General features: G+C 66.8%; 13 protein-coding genes. 6 read left to right on the forward strand and 7 right to left on the reverse strand.

Annotated elements, in window-relative coordinates:
- Positions 1–18: 18 nt before the first annotated feature.
- From ACFC25_RS16100 to ACFC25_RS16115, 4 genes are read right to left on the reverse strand one after another with little or no spacing between them, the layout of a single operon-like run.
- Positions 19–1,932 (reverse strand): alpha-amylase family glycosyl hydrolase, encoded by a 1,914-nt coding sequence (locus tag ACFC25_RS16100; RefSeq protein WP_376046855.1) that lies wholly within the window; start codon positions 1,930–1,932, stop codon positions 19–21.
- A gap of 54 nt (positions 1,933–1,986) precedes the next feature.
- Positions 1,987–2,706, reverse strand: coding sequence for a GntR family transcriptional regulator (locus ACFC25_RS16105; protein WP_376046858.1), 720 nt, complete (start codon positions 2,704–2,706; stop codon positions 1,987–1,989).
- 5 nt (positions 2,707–2,711) lie between these two features.
- The gene (locus tag ACFC25_RS16110) at positions 2,712–3,236 is read right to left on the reverse strand and encodes a PTS glucose transporter subunit IIA (protein WP_337347404.1); all 525 of its coding nucleotides are present in this window, start codon (positions 3,234–3,236) and stop codon (positions 2,712–2,714) included.
- A complete protein-coding gene (locus ACFC25_RS16115) occupies positions 3,233–3,463 on the reverse strand; it encodes a PTS glucose/sucrose transporter subunit IIB (protein WP_337347403.1) in 231 nt (76 codons plus the stop codon). Before ACFC25_RS16115 ends, ACFC25_RS16110 begins: the two co-directional genes overlap by 4 nt.
- Positions 3,464–3,649: 186 nt before the next feature.
- Here ACFC25_RS16115 and ACFC25_RS16120 point away from each other — a divergent pair, with 186 nt between their 5' ends.
- From ACFC25_RS16120 to nagB, 3 genes are read left to right on the forward strand one after another with little or no spacing between them, the layout of a single operon-like run.
- Positions 3,650–4,903, forward strand: a complete 1,254-nt coding sequence (locus ACFC25_RS16120) for a PTS transporter subunit EIIC (protein ID WP_337347402.1) — start codon at positions 3,650–3,652, stop codon at positions 4,901–4,903.
- Positions 4,893–6,200: an N-acetylglucosamine-6-phosphate deacetylase gene (locus tag ACFC25_RS16125; protein WP_376046863.1), complete on the forward strand. Its 1,308-nt coding sequence runs from the start codon at positions 4,893–4,895 to the stop codon at positions 6,198–6,200. The genes ACFC25_RS16120 and ACFC25_RS16125 overlap by 11 nt, the downstream gene beginning before the upstream one ends.
- A complete protein-coding gene (nagB, locus tag ACFC25_RS16130) occupies positions 6,181–6,993 on the forward strand; it encodes a glucosamine-6-phosphate deaminase (protein WP_337347400.1) in 813 nt (270 codons plus the stop codon). Before ACFC25_RS16125 ends, nagB begins: the two co-directional genes overlap by 20 nt.
- Positions 6,994–7,030: 37 nt before the next feature.
- Here nagB and ACFC25_RS16135 read toward each other — a convergent pair whose 3' ends face one another.
- Entirely contained in the window at positions 7,031–8,440 is a 1,410-nt protein-coding gene (locus ACFC25_RS16135) for an aldehyde dehydrogenase family protein (protein ID WP_337347399.1), read from the reverse strand.
- 144 nt (positions 8,441–8,584) lie between these two features.
- Positions 8,585–9,172 (reverse strand): TetR family transcriptional regulator, encoded by a 588-nt coding sequence (locus tag ACFC25_RS16140; RefSeq protein WP_337352048.1) that lies wholly within the window; start codon positions 9,170–9,172, stop codon positions 8,585–8,587.
- A 180-nt stretch (positions 9,173–9,352) separates the two neighbouring features.
- Here ACFC25_RS16140 and ACFC25_RS16145 point away from each other — a divergent pair, with 180 nt between their 5' ends.
- The 3 genes from ACFC25_RS16145 to ACFC25_RS16155 all read left to right on the forward strand — a co-directional run bounded on the left by ACFC25_RS16145 (position 9,353) and on the right by ACFC25_RS16155 (position 12,649).
- Positions 9,353–9,697, forward strand: coding sequence for a cupin domain-containing protein (locus ACFC25_RS16145; RefSeq protein ID WP_337352049.1), 345 nt, complete (start codon positions 9,353–9,355; stop codon positions 9,695–9,697).
- A gap of 10 nt (positions 9,698–9,707) precedes the next feature.
- Positions 9,708–11,024, forward strand: coding sequence for a flavin monoamine oxidase family protein (locus ACFC25_RS16150; RefSeq protein WP_376046868.1), 1,317 nt, complete (start codon positions 9,708–9,710; stop codon positions 11,022–11,024).
- Between the two features lie 146 nt (positions 11,025–11,170).
- Positions 11,171–12,649, forward strand: a complete 1,479-nt coding sequence (locus ACFC25_RS16155; RefSeq protein WP_376046871.1) for an APC family permease — start codon at positions 11,171–11,173, stop codon at positions 12,647–12,649.
- 120 nt (positions 12,650–12,769) lie between these two features.
- On the opposite strand, the gene ACFC25_RS16160 is transcribed toward ACFC25_RS16155, so the two are convergent.
- A complete protein-coding gene (locus ACFC25_RS16160; protein WP_337352052.1) occupies positions 12,770–13,726 on the reverse strand; it encodes a helix-turn-helix domain-containing protein in 957 nt (318 codons plus the stop codon).
- Between the last annotated feature and the right edge of the window lie 4 nt (positions 13,727–13,730).

Consider the following 13,730-nt stretch of genomic DNA (forward strand, 5'->3'; position numbering starts at 1 on the left):
TACCTAGTTGGGGAAGGGCTACGCGGCCGGGGAGACGCGCAGCCAGAGGTACTGGTGCGGGGCCAGCGTGACGCCATCGGCCAGGCTGAGCGCAGCACCCGTAAGAAGTTCGACGGCGGCACCCGAGAACCCGGAGAACGTCACCGCCGGAAGCTGCTGCGGTCCGTCGCCGAAGTTCGCGAGGACAAGGATGGTGCCGGCGTCGCCAGGGCGTTGGTAGCCCAGGACTCCCGGGGCGTTGGTGTGGAAATCGATGAGCCGCGTGCCAGCCAGCTCAGGCGTCCCTGCGCGTACCTCGATCATTCGCCGCAGCCCGGCGAAGATGGCGCCTTCCGGGGTGGCGGGGTCGTGGCGCCGGGCGTACCGCTCCGCCGGATAGTGCGGCCGATGCACCCAACGGCTGTCAGCCTCGTGGCCGTCTTCCATGGCGTACTGGTAGTCATTGAGCTGCCCCACCTCGTCGCCGAGGTAAAGGAGCGGGATGCCCCCGGTGCTGAACGCGACCGAGTGGGCCAACAGGATCCTTCCCACTGCGTGGTCCGGATCGTCCTCCAAGCCGCAGAGGGAAGCCGTGGTCCCTGAGATGCGGCAGTCACCGGTACGGGGGTTGTCCTGGAACGGCACGCCCTGGGCGAAGCTGCCGGGGTGCCGGTTGACGTAAAAGGCGTTGAGGAACCGGCGGTGGTCAAAGCCGTTGATTCCCAGCTCTGCGGCGTCCTCGTCGGCGAACGTCCAGCCGATGTCGTCATGGCTGCGGACATAATTCACCCAGGACGTGCCGTCAGGAATGTTGTGGCGCCGCTCGAGCGCCTGCTGCAACAGCGAGACGTTGCGGGTCGCCAGCGACTCCCAGATCAGTGCCATCTGCAGCGGGTTGTAGGAAAGCTGGCACTCGGCCGGATCGATGTAGAGCGCAACCTCGTCCGGGTGCACAATCGCCTCGGACTTGAACAGCAACGACGGCGCCGCGAGCCGGCACACGGCGTTGAAGGCGCGCAGCAGCAGGTGTGCTTCGGGCAGGTTCTCACACGGGGTCCCGAGCTGCTTCCAGATGAAGGCAACGGCGTCCATGCGGAGGATATCCACGCCTTGGTTGGCCAGGAACAGCATTTCCCCGGCCATGGCGCGGAACACGGCCGGGTTGGCGTAGTTCAAGTCCCATTGGTAGGTGTGGAAGGTGGCCCAGACCCACCGTCCGTCAGGCAGCGGGACAAAGGAGCCGGGGTGGTCGTCCGGAAAGATTTCCCGGACGGTCTGCTCAAACGCATCCGGCATGGTCCGGTCCGGATAGATCCAGAAGTAGTCGCTGTATTCGGGGTCGCCTTCGGCGGCACGGCGGGCCCAGTGGTGCTCGTTGGACGTGTGGTTGAAGATGAAGTCCACCACCAGGGAGATGCCATTCTCGCGGAGCTCCGACGCCAGTGCCCGCAACTGCTCCATGGTGCCCAGCTTGGGGTTGACCTCCCGGTAGCTGGAAACGGCATACCCGCCGTCGGAGAACGGCTCCGGTGCCAGGAACAGCGGCATCAGGTGCAGGTAGGTCAGGCCCAGCTCCTTGAAGTACGGGATCCGGTCGCGGATGCCGTCGAGGCTGTCGGCGTACCTGTCCACATAGCAGACCCCGCCGAGCATCCGGTTGGACTGGAACCAGCCGCTGTTTCCTTCGCGCTCGGCGTCCAGCGCTTTGAGGTCCGCAGAACGTTCCTGCCACGAGCGGGCACACTGCAGGACGAGGGCGCCTAACTGGTCTTGCCAGTCAGGCCGTGTCCCATACAGCGAACGGAACAGCCCGCACAGATCAGGGAAGTGAACGTCCAGCCGCCGAGCAAACTCCTGCCAGTCCGGATCGGCGCGCTGAATGCCGTCATCGGCCCCCAAAACGCTGAGGACGTGCTGCTTGGCGGCTTCTTCCAGATCGACGGTTTCATGCATGAAAGCCAACCTACCAGCGGCGGCTGCAGCCACCCCAACCGGGCGGATCCGCTGTCAGCCCAGCGCCAGGCGCATGGATACCTGGTAACGGTCCGAGCGGTATGTCGAGATGGAGTACTCAATGGGCGTGCCGGGCTCGTCGGTTCCCGTGAAGGACCGCCGCTTGAACAGCAGGACGGGTGACCCCGGCCCGATATCCAGCAGGGCAGCCGTTTCCTCCGACGCCGCGGCGGCCTCCACCGTCTGTTCTGCCTGTTGGACTGGATGTCCTGCGGCGGCCAAAGCCCGGTAGAGGGAGCCGGTCAGGTCCGAGGAGAGCAGGTCCGGCACCAGCCGCGGGGGCAGCCAGGATTCGTCCACGCTGACCGGTGCTCCGTTGGCCAGGCGAAGCCGCCGGACCCGGTAGGCAGGCTCTTCCGGAGCCAGCCCCAGATGCTCGGCGGCCGCCGCGGGCGGCAGCGCAGTGGACACGTTGATGACCCGGGTGCTGGGCTCAAAGCCGGCGGCCCGCATGTCTTCGTTGAACGAGGCCAGATGCAGGGTGGACCGCACCAGCCCGTGGGAGACGAAGGTGCCTTTCCCCTTGATCCGGACCAGAGCGCCGTCCTGGACCAGGTCCGAGATGGCCCGCCGGACCGTGATCCTCGAGACCCCGAACTGCTCCTCCAGTTGGCGCTCACCCAGCAGGGCATCGCCGGGCCGCAGAGTGCTGGACACCAGGTCCTGGAGTTGCCTTCTGACCCAGACGTGTTTCAGTTCCCCTGCTGTATCCATGACTCCTATTTTCCGGGAAGGTCGAACAGGCGCGCGCCCGCTTCCACCCGGCCACCGGTGGCCGGGGGTTCGATGGCATCCGCGGCACTGTCCAGGATCACCACGGGACTGCACATGCTGAGATCCTTGGACCGGACCAGGGCCACGTCCACGGTGATCATGGGATCGCCGGCGCGGACCTGGTCGCCCTTCTGGGCGATCACCGTAAAGCCTTCGCCCTTCAGTCCCACGGTGTCGATGCCGACGTGGACCAAAACGGCAGGGCCGGAGGCATGCTGGACGATGTAGGCGTGCGGCATGACCTTGACCACCTTGCCGTCCAGCGGTGCGACGGCGGTGACCACGCCGGCGTCGTCGTCGGGGATCACGGCGGCGCCGCCGCCCACCAGACCCTTGGCGAACACCGGGTCCGGCACTTCACTGAGCGGGATGAGCCGGCCGGGCAGCGGGGATGCGACGCTGATGGCGGGTGCTTCCGTCGCTGCTTCCGGGGTGTTCACGTCCGGGCTGCCCACTTCTGCCGTGCTCACATCAGGTCCTGGATGTCTTCGGCCAGGCTTTCGGCTTCGGGGCCCACAACTACCTGGACCACCGTGCCGGACATCATGACGCCGTGGGCGCCGGCGGCCTTGAGGGCAGCCTCGTCCACGCGGCCTGCGTCCACCACTTCGGTACGCAGGCGGGTGATGCACCCTTCGATCTCTTCGACGTTTTCTGCGCCGCCAAGGGCGGCGAGGATGATTTCAGCTTTGGACATGTCCACTCCCGGTGTTGGTAAGCGGTGAAAGGCGGCGGTTCCAGAAGCCAATTTGAAGCTTGAGGTTGACAACTGAGGCCGGCGCCCTTCACAGTGATGGTTGTCACTGGTTATAACCAGTTAGCAAGACTCTACTGAAACAAGCATCCCCGCACAAGCACCACCCTCTTCGAGACGAGGAACATCATGACCACGGAAAATCCCACAGCGGGCGCGCCGGCGCCGGGCAAGACCAAGGGCAGTGGCAAGGCCCTGCAGAACATGCAGCGCTTCGGCCGCAGCCTGATGCTGCCCATCGCTGCCCTCCCCGCGGCCGCACTCCTGCTGCGCCTCGGCCAGGACGACCTTCTGGGCAGGTTCGAATCCCTGACCACGGTCGCGCAGGTCATCGGCGCCGCCGGCGGTGCCCTGTTCGAGAACCTGCCGCTGCTCTTCGCCGTCGGCATCTCCTTCGGTTTCGCCAAGAAAGGCGACGGATCCACGGCCCTCGCCGCCGTCGTCGGATACCTCGTCCTGACCAACGTCTTCAAGGTGATGGCACCGCTCGTGCTGGGCGCCGCGCCCGAGGGCGGCAAGGATCCGGTCATCAACTACGGCGTGCTGGCCGGCATCGTGATGGGCCTGACGACGGCGTTGCTTTGGCAGCGCTTCCACCGCACCACCCTGCCGGACTGGCTGGGCTTCTTCGCCGGCCGCCGGCTGGTGCCCATTCTGACGTCCTTCGCCGCGATCGTCATCGGCGTGGTGATGGCCCTGATCTACCCGTACTTCAACACCGGCCTCACCGCCGTGGGCAACACCGTGGCTGACAACACCGTGGTGGGCAGCGGCGTCTACGGCACCCTGAACCGGCTGCTGATCCCGCTGGGCCTGCACCACATCCTGAACTCCATCGTGTGGTTCATCATCGGCGACTACAACGGCGCCCACGGTGACCTGAACCGGTTCTTCGCCGGCGACCCGACTGCCGGCGTCTTTATGACCGGCTTCTTCCCCATCATGATGTTCGCCCTGCCCGCCGCCGCCCTGGCCATCTGGCAGGAAGCCAAACCTTCACAGCGGAAGATCGTGGGCGGCGTGATGCTCTCCACCGGCCTCACCGCGTTCCTCACCGGCATCACCGAACCGCTCGAGTTCTCGTTTATGTTCGTGGCCTGGCCGCTGTACATCGTCCACGCCTTCCTGACCGGAACGTCCATGATGCTGGTCAACTTCCTGGGAATCCACCACGGATTTGGGTTCTCCGCCGGGGCCATCGACTACGTCCTCAACTTCGGCATCGCGCAAAATCCGCTGTGGCTGATTCCCATCGGGTTGGTCTACGCCGCCATCTACTACGTGGTGTTCCGCTTTGTGATCCGCCGCTGGAACCTGCGCACCATGGGTCGCGAAGACGAAACCGACGAGAACGGCTCCATGGCCAAAGCCGATGCAAGCTGATTTTTCGTCGGCCACAAGCTCGGGCGGCTCCGGCGGCTCCGGTGGCGGGGTGGGGCTGCGGGGCCGCCTCGTCACCGGCCTCCCCGGGGATTCCGTGATCGACGACGGCACTGTGATGATGGCCGGCGGGACCATCCAGTGGTGCGGCCCGACGTCGGACCTGCCGGAAACTTTCGACGCCGACATCCGGCAGGTGCCGCTGATCCTGCCCGGGCTCGTGGATGTGCATTGCCACGGTGCCGTGGGGCACACGTTCTCCGCGGACGTTGAGGGGGCCAGGATGGCCGCGGCCCATCACGCCGCGGAAGGCTCGACGTCGGTCCTTGCCTCGCTCGTGTCGGCGCCGTCCAACGTGCTGCTGGAACAAATCGGGGTGCTGCGGGACCTCGTGCAGGACGGCACCCTGGCCGGCCTGCACCTGGAAGGGCCGTTCATCACCAAGAGCATGTGCGGGGCCCAGGACCCCGCGGCGATTATCGACGGCGACCCGGCCCTCCTGAAGCAATGGCTGGAGGCGGGGCGTGGGACGGTACGGTCTTTGACCCTCGCCCCGGAGACCCCTCATTTTGATGAGTTGGTGCGGCTCTGCCGTGACTACGGCGTGGTGCCCTCGCTGGGCCACACCGCCGCGACCGCGGCGCAGACCCGGGGAGTCCTTGGTGCTGGTGCTGGCGCCGGCCAGGCAGGCCCGTGGTCAGCCACGCACCTGTTCAACCGGATGCCGCCGCTGGGCCACCGGGCGGCCGGGCCGGTCGCGGTGATGCTGCAGGCTGCCGAACAGTCGCCCGGGCAGATGGTGCTGGAGCTTATTGCCGACGGCGTGCACCTTGACCCGGAAATCGTGCGGATGGTCTTCGGCCTGGTGGGGCCCCGCTCGATTGCCCTCATCACGGACGCGATGGCCGCGGCGGGTATGTCCGACGGCCACTACACCCTCGGCAGCCTGGACGTGCTGGTCCAGGACCGGGTGGCACGGCTGTTGCCGGCGCCAGGGGCAGTTGCTGCCGACGAGGAGGAGCCCGGAGCGATCGCGGGAGCCACGAGTTTCCTGCTGGAAAACGTCCGCCGCTGCGTTGAATGGGGGATCCCGCTCGCAGATGCGGTGGCCGCCGCGACGTCCACTCCGGCCCGGCTGATGGGCCTCGACAGCCCAGGCGCCCGTCAGGTGGGAGCCATCGCCGCGGGATACCGGGCCGACGTCCTGGCAGTCAACGAAGAACTTGAACTCGTGCAGGCCTATCGGGCAGGCACACCACAAACGCAGGAAAGGAATGACCGTGCAGATAGTTCTGTGTGAGTCCACGGACCACGTAGGAGCCCGGGCGGCAGACATCATCGAGGCGAGGGTCCGGCAGGGTCCGGCCGTCCTGGGACTGGCCACCGGGGGCTCGCCGAGTTCCACGTACCAGGAGCTGATCCGGCGGCACCGCGAGGAACGGCTCAGCTTCAGCCAGGTCACCGGCTTCACGCTAGATGAATATGCCGGGCTGCCGAAGGACCACGAACAGTCGTACTGCACCACCATCCGCCGGGAGTTCGTTGACCACGTGGACTTGCCCCTTGAACGGTTGTTCACCCCGCAGGGGGACGCCGCGGACCTGGTGGCCGAGGCCGAGCGCTACGACGCGGCGATCGCCACCGCCGGCGGAGTGGACATCCAGATCCTGGGCATCGGGGCCAACGGCCACATCGGGTTCAACGAGCCGACGTCGTCCCTTGCCTCACGGACCCGGGTGAAGACCCTGGCGGGGGCCACCCGGGCCGACAACGCGCGGTTCTTCCCCGACGGCGACGTGCCCCGGCTGTGCCTCACCCAGGGTTTGGGAACCATCCGTGAGGCGAAACTGGCGGTTCTGGTGGCGATGGGAGAGAACAAGGCCGCCGCCGTCCAGGCAATGGTGGAGGGCCCGGTCAGCGCCAACTGCCCGGCGTCGGTGCTGCAGCTTCACCGCAGGGCGGTGATCCTCCTGGACCCCGCGGCCGCGTCCCGGCTCTCCATGCTCGAGTACTACCGCGAAGCCCAGGAGTTCAACGACCAGCTCGGCCAGACCCCCACCAGGCCGTGGATGCAGGAACCGGCGCTGCATTAGGGCTGCCGCATTAAGGAACTGAGCTGGATTTTTCGGGTCAGCCGTTGATGGCCTGGGGGATACCGAGGGCTTTGAGGCCCTCGACGCCGAATTCCAGGCCGTAGCCGGACTGCTTGGCTCCGCCGAAGGGGACGCGGGGGTCCACGGCGCCGTGTTTGTTGATCCAGACGGTGCCGGCTTCGAGGCGGGCAGCGACCTTGCGGGCTTCGGCGAGGTTGGGGGACCAGACGGAGGCGCCGAGCCCGACGTCGAGCCCGTTGGCCATGGCCACCACCTCGTCCACGGTGCTGTAGCGGATGATCGGCAGGGCCGGGCCGAACTGCTCCTCGGCCACCAGGGGGTTGTTGTTGTCGATGTCGGCCACGAGGGTGGTGGGGTAGAAGTGGCCGGGCTGGTCCTTCTCGGGGTTTCCGCCGAGCAGGATCCGGGCGCCGGAGTCGCGGGCAGCTTCCACGAGGGCGGCCACGACGTCGTACTGGGCCCGGTTTTGCAGCGGGCCCAGGACGTTGTTTTCGTCCAGGCCGACTCCCATGGGCATGGCGGCGGCGACCTTGGTGAGTTCGTCGCAGACGGCGTCGTAGATGTCGTCGTGGACGTAGAGGCGCTTGAGCGCGGCGCAGGTCTGGCCGGTGTTGATGAAGGCGCCCCAGAACAGGCCTTCGGCGATGGTGGCGGGGTCGGCGTCGGGCAGGACGATGCCGGCGTCGTTGCCGCCGAGTTCGAGGGTGAGCCGCTTGATGGTGTCGGCTGAGGATTTGATGATCTGCCGGCCGGCGGAGGTGGAGCCGGTGAACATGATCTTCCCGACGGCGGGGTGTTCTGCCAGGCGGGCGCCTACCTCGCGGTCGCCGGAGACGGCGTTGAGCAGGCCTTCGGGAAGTTCTTCGTTGATGACCTTGATCAGTGCCAGGACGGACAACGGGGTCATCTCGGAGGGTTTGACCACCACGGAGTTGCCCATCCGCAGGGCGGGGGCGATCTGCCAGACGGTGATCATCATGGGCCAGTTCCACGGGCCGATGGCGCCGACGACGCCGATGGGCCGGTAATGCAGTTCGGCATGCGTTTCGCCGTCGTCCACCACAGTTTCGGGTTTCAGGGGGATGGTGGCGGCGGCCCGGAGCCAGGCGGCGCAGGCGCCCACTTCGAACCGTGCGTTGGGACCATTGAGGGGTTTGCCCTGCTCGCGGGAGAGCAGCCGGGCGAGTTCCTCGGCGGAGCGTTCGACGGCGTCGGCGGCTTTGAGGAGCGCGGCGGACCGGGCGTCGTGGCCCAGCGCAGCCCAAGCCGGCTGGGCTGCCCTGGCGGCGGCAACGGCATTCTCAAGGTCTGCAATGGTGTGGACCGGGGCGTGGCCGACGACGGTGCCGGTGGCAGGGTCAATGATGGTCCGGGTATCGCCGGACTCCGGGGTGATCGAGGCCAGCAGGGCGTCGTAAGTTTCCATGGGTTACTCCACTTCGAGTAGGCAATGCGCACTGGCCTGCGTGGCCTGGGGCTATGCCTCGAGTCTGCCCTGCCGCCCTCGGGCCGTCTTGTGTATCCGCGAACGGCGGTTGACGCGAGGCGAACAGATGCCCCGGGGGTCCTGTCAGTGTTGCGGACCGGTCCGCAGGAGCAGCACTTCGTGGACCTCATCGAGGGACGCCGCGATGAGGGCCCGGTCCACTCCTGCCAGGTATTGGAGTACGAGGCCGTCAAGGGCCGCAAACAGCGTGCGTGCCACCACCTGCACGTTTTCGGTCACCCCGGAGGCCCTGAGTCCGTCGGCCAGAGCGCTGACGTAGTTCTGGTACAGGCCCGTGACCGCTTGAGCCAGCTCGGGCCGCCGCCGGGACTCGAGGATCATCTCGTATTGGAAGACCTGCAGCTCAGGCTCGGCCAGCAGCAGCTCCAGGAGCGAATCCGTGAAGGAATGGCCCGCGGCTGCGGCTTCCCGCAGCTGGGAGGCGTTGATGGACTGGTCGGCCGCCCAGTCCAGGGCCGCAGCGATCAGGGCATCGCGGGAGCCGAAGTGGTGGGCCACCAGTGTGTTGTTCACGCCAGCGGCTTCCGCCACCGATCGGTACGTGAGCCCACGTAGCCCCTTGGCCGCCACCACGCCGATCGCGGCCCGGAGGAGGGCTTCCTTGCCGGTCCCGTACTTGGACGGTGCGGCGGGAGCGGCTGGCGTTTTCATATGCCGAGTCTAGCCAGTGCTGCCAGCTTCCCGGCAGCGCCTCTTGACTTAAACTAAGCAACTGCTTAGATTCATCTTAGTGGTGACGCGGGTCACTTCGTTGGCGTTTCGCACCACTGCCTCACCCCGAAACCCCTCACCGCCCGGCTCAGCCGCCGGTCCCCTCACCCAGGAGCCAACGTGTCAGAAACCCCTGCTTTCAGTACTTCCTCAGCCCTTGACGCGAACAAGAATGAACCCTTCGAACTCGGTCAGGTCCAATGGGTCCGCCGGTTTGGCGAGGGCGACCGCCCCGCCCTCGCCTGCGGATATTGGCACGTTACCCCGCTGGAGGCGCCGGAGCCTTTTGACCTCCTGATCGACGCCGACGAGACGATTTCAATCGTGGAAGGGCACCTCCGGATCGAGGTGGAGGGCGGCGACACGTATGACCTCACCGCCGGCGGCGCAGCCTCCTTCAACAAGGGCGCCCGGACAAGGTGGGAAGTGATGGCGCCCACCGTCGAATTCTTTGTCTACTCCTAAGGGGCCGGCAATGGACAACGAACTGCACGACGTTGTGGTGGTCGGGGCCGGCTTCGCGGGTCTCACAGCAGCACGCGAGCTCAGGAGGCAGGGCCTGTCCGTCCGTATCGTGGAGGCCCGCGACCGCATTGGGGGACGGACATGGCTGGACCGCCGGCTGGGGCGCGACCTGGAAATCGGCGGCACCTGGGTGCACTGGACCCAGCCCTACGTCTGGGCCGAACTGAAGCGCTACGGCCTGGACACGACGCCCAGCCCCGAGCCGGAGCGCGCGATCTGGTGGGCAGGCGGCCGCCGCCACGAGGGCAGCCCGGACGAGTTGCTCGGGCTCATCGGCGGAATGAACGGGGAGTTTGTCCAGGACTCCCGGAAGTATTTCCCGGAGCCTTTCCGCCCACTGTCCCGCGACGACTTCAAAGCCATCGACCACGTGTCCGTCCAGGACCGCATCCGGGAGCAGTTCCCCGCCGGTACGCAGCGCGACCTCCTGGAATCCTTTTGGGCCCTGAACTTCAACGGTCCGCTGGAAAACGCGGCGCTGACCCAGGCCCTCCGCTGGGTTGCCCTGACCAATGGCGACTGGGCCGTGAACTTCGAGGCCTGCGCCACCTACAAAGTCGTGGGCGGCACCGCAGCGCTGGCCGCGGCGATCCTCGCGGACTCAGGTGCCGGCGTCGAACATGGTTTCACGGTGGACCGCATCCACGACGTCGGCACCTCCGTGAGCGTCTACAGCACCGACGGGCGGAGCGTCAGCGCGGGGACGGCAATAGTCACCGTGCCCCTGCACGCGATGCACGCGGTGAGCTTCGAGCCGCCCCTGTCCGCAGCCAAGAACGAAGGACTCAGCCTCGGCCAGGTGTCCAAGGGGGCCAAGGTCTGGATCAGGCTGAAGGGAAACCACCCGCCGTTTGTTGCCCTTGGCGGCGCCGACTGGCCCCTGAATTTCTTCCAGGCTGAATACGGTATCGACGGCGACACCATCGTGGTGGGATTCGGTCCGGACGCCGCAAACATCGACTCGGAAGACCCGGCTGCCGTCCAGGAACAGCTTCGGCGACTTGTCCCGGATGCTGAAGTGGTAGGCGTGGCCGGCCACAACTGGGTGGACGATCCGCTGTCCGGTGAAACCTGGCCCATGCACGCCACCGGATTTCTGTCCCGGCATCTGCACGCCATGCAGGAGGCCCACGGCGCTGTCCTCTTCGCCGGATCAGACATCGCCAACGGGTGGGGCGGATTCATCGACGGCGCCATTGAGAGCGGCATGGAGGCGGCCCTCACCGCCGCCGCAATCCTGCGGGATCGTGAACCCCGGCCCGTGTAGCCCTGGGCGTCACTGCACTCACGCACAACAACTGATCGCTACAGGACAAGGCGCAGGCCGGCTCCGCTGCGATGCTGGATTCATCGGCGCCTGCCCCCTCGCGCAGCGTCCCTTCCCCAGAGCTCATGACCGTTAAGAAGGATCCAATGAGTATTTCGAATTCCGAGTCCCGGACCACTGAAGCCGCTCCGCGCACGGAGCACTCAACCGCCCTCCGCGCCGGCAGCATCGGCGTCATGGGCATCCTGTTCTTTGTCCTCTCCGCCCAGGCGCCCCTCACCGGGATCGTCGGCGCTTCGCCGCTCGCGGCCGCACTCGGCAATGGCGCCGGTGCCCCGGGTGCCTACCTGATTGTCGGCATCGTGATTGTGGTTTTCGCGGTCGGTTTCGTGGCGATGAGCCGCAAAATCCAGGCGAACGGCGCCTTCTACGCCTACGTCACCGCAGCCTTCGGGCGCAAGGTCGGTGCCGGTGCTGCATGGCTGGCGCTGCTGGCGTACAGCACGGTGCAGGCCGCCATGTACGGACTCTACGGCGCCGCCTTCTCCGGCCTCCTGGCGTCTGTGGGTGTCGGTATTCCCTGGTGGCTCCTGGCCCTCGTGACGATGGCCGGTGTCCAGGTGCTTGGTTCCCTGAACATCGAACTTGGCGCCCGGGTCCTGGCCCTCCTGGTGGGGCTGGAAGTGGCAGTCCTGCTGATGTTCGGCTTCACCGTCCTGTTCCGCGGCGGCGGTCCCGAAGGCCTCAGCCTGGCAGCCTCCTTCTCGCCCGAGGCCATCGCCTCCGGCGCTCCAGGGGTGGCCATTATGTTCGCAGTGGCATCAATGTTCGGCTTCGAGTCCACGGCCATCTATTCCGCCGAGGCTAAGGACGCCCACAAGACGGTGGCCCGGGCAACGTACCTGTCCGTCGGCGTTATTGCCGTCTTCTTCTCCTTCATCTCCTGGATGCTGGTCAGCTACTACGGTCCGTCGCAGGTGGTCGACGCCGCCGGCGCTGCCCTGGAATCCGGCGACTCCACCGCCTTTGTGCTCACGCCCATGGTGGAGTTGTTCGGCCCCTGGGCAGGAATCACCACGGGCATCCTGCTGGTCACGTCCCTGCTGGCCGGGATCATCGCTTTCCACAATGGCATCAACCGCTACCTTCATTCGCTGGCGCTCCGCGGTTCGCTGCCCGCGATCGTTGCCCGGACCAACCGGCACCGCGCACCCGCCGCGGCCGCGTGGATCCAGACCACCACCGCCGTCGTACTCGTGGCGCCCTTCGCGCTGCTGGCGCTGGACCCGGTCCTGACCCTGTTCTCGTGGTTCAGCGGGCTGGCCGTCGCGGCACTCCTGGTGCTCTACATGCTCTGCTCCATCGCCGTCGTCGGCTTCTTCCGCCGCGAACGGGTCGACGGGCAGCTTTGGCAGACACTCCTGGCGCCGCTGCTGGCGTCCGTGTTGCTGGCGTGGGTCCTGTACCTCGTGCTCAGCAACTTCACGTCGCTGATCGGCGGGAGCGCAGAAACCGCTGTTGCCCTGCTGGTGGCGGTTCCGGTGGTGTTCGCGGCCGGTGTGCTGGTGGAAGCCCGCGTTGAGCGCCGCCGCGGTGCTGCCGCCCTCGGGCACCGGGTCGTTTGAGGCGCCGCCTCACATCAGCAGCAGCCTCCGGCGAGGACGGGGGAGCGCAAAGGCCCGGCGCGGAATCAATCCGCGCCGGGCCTCCGCGTGCTGTTCAGGCACTCTGTTCAGGCACTCTGTTCAGGCGCCGCGGCGCCAGTCGCTGGGGGAAACGCCGAAGGCATCGCGGAAAATGCGGCTGAAATGCGCTGCGTCGAGGAACCCCCAGCGGGCAGCAACAGTGCCCACGGACTTCCCGGCATGCAGCGGATCCCGCAGTTCGCGGCGCGTGCCGTCCAGCCTTTGGCTCCTGATCCAGCTGGCCACAGTGGTCCCCGACTCATGGAAGACATTGTGCAGGTGCCGCGTGGAGATGAAATGTGCCGCGGCAATGCTCGCCGGGGACAGCTGGGGATCCGACAGGTTGGCCTCGATGTATTCGCGTACCGACACGGCCAGGAGCGCCTGCGGCTTCATCCGGTCCGGCGCGATATCCATTTCGGCGTGCAGCATGGTGGACACGAGGTCCAGGGCGTTCGTGGCCAGCCGCGAGCCGCTGGGACCGCTCAGGACCTCAAGGTTCTCCGACAGCTGCCGGATGAACTGCCCCACGATCCCGCTCAGTCCGGTACTGCCGGCCATCCGGACTGCCGCGAGCTGGCCCACGTAATCCGTGGGCAGCGAGAGGGCATCGCACGGGAACATCACCACCATCATCCGCGCCTCGTCCTCGAAGGCGAGGGTGTACGGGCGGTTGGTGTCGTAGATGGCCAGGTCGCCTGGGCGGAGCAGGGCTTCGCGGTTGTCCTGGATCAGCAGTCCCGTGCCCTCCAACTGGAGGTTGAGCTTGAAGTAGCGTTCGCCGGCCTGCGCAATCAGGGCAGGCGTGCGGTGGACCTCGTGGGAGGTTGCCGAGACTTCGACGACGGACATCCGGTCCAGCACACGGGCGCGCATCTGCCCGCGGAACCCGTCAACGTCTGCTGTCCGGGCCGCGAGCGGCACGAAGGACTCTGCCACGAGGTGTTTCCAGTGGTCGAACGTCTCCGCAACGCTGGACGTGAGGTTCTGGCTGGCGGGCTGGACTGCTGCTGGCATGGAT

The organism is Pseudarthrobacter sp. NPDC055928 (genome assembly GCF_042270935.1).
Taxonomy (GTDB): Bacteria; Actinomycetota; Actinomycetes; order Actinomycetales; family Micrococcaceae; genus Arthrobacter.

Bases quoted from the DNA above. Each gene is read 5' to 3' on its own strand.
- ACFC25_RS16100 (WP_376046855.1), bottom strand. From the start codon at position 1,932: ATGCATGAAACCGTCGATCTGGAAGAAGCCGCCAAGCAGCACGTCCTC.
- ACFC25_RS16105 (WP_376046858.1), bottom strand. From the start codon at position 2,706: ATGGATACAGCAGGGGAACTGAAACACGTCTGGGTCAGAAGGCAACTC.
- ACFC25_RS16115 (WP_337347403.1), bottom strand. From the start codon at position 3,463: ATGTCCAAAGCTGAAATCATCCTCGCCGCCCTTGGCGGCGCAGAAAAC.
- ACFC25_RS16120 (WP_337347402.1), top strand. From the start codon at position 3,650: ATGACCACGGAAAATCCCACAGCGGGCGCGCCGGCGCCGGGCAAGACC.
- ACFC25_RS16125 (WP_376046863.1), top strand. From the start codon at position 4,893: ATGCAAGCTGATTTTTCGTCGGCCACAAGCTCGGGCGGCTCCGGCGGC.
- ACFC25_RS16135 (WP_337347399.1), bottom strand. From the start codon at position 8,440: ATGGAAACTTACGACGCCCTGCTGGCCTCGATCACCCCGGAGTCCGGC.
- ACFC25_RS16140 (WP_337352048.1), bottom strand. From the start codon at position 9,172: ATGAAAACGCCAGCCGCTCCCGCCGCACCGTCCAAGTACGGGACCGGC.
- ACFC25_RS16150 (WP_376046868.1), top strand. From the start codon at position 9,708: ATGGACAACGAACTGCACGACGTTGTGGTGGTCGGGGCCGGCTTCGCG.
- ACFC25_RS16155 (WP_376046871.1), top strand. From the start codon at position 11,171: ATGAGTATTTCGAATTCCGAGTCCCGGACCACTGAAGCCGCTCCGCGC.
- ACFC25_RS16160 (WP_337352052.1), bottom strand. From the start codon at position 13,726: ATGCCAGCAGCAGTCCAGCCCGCCAGCCAGAACCTCACGTCCAGCGTT.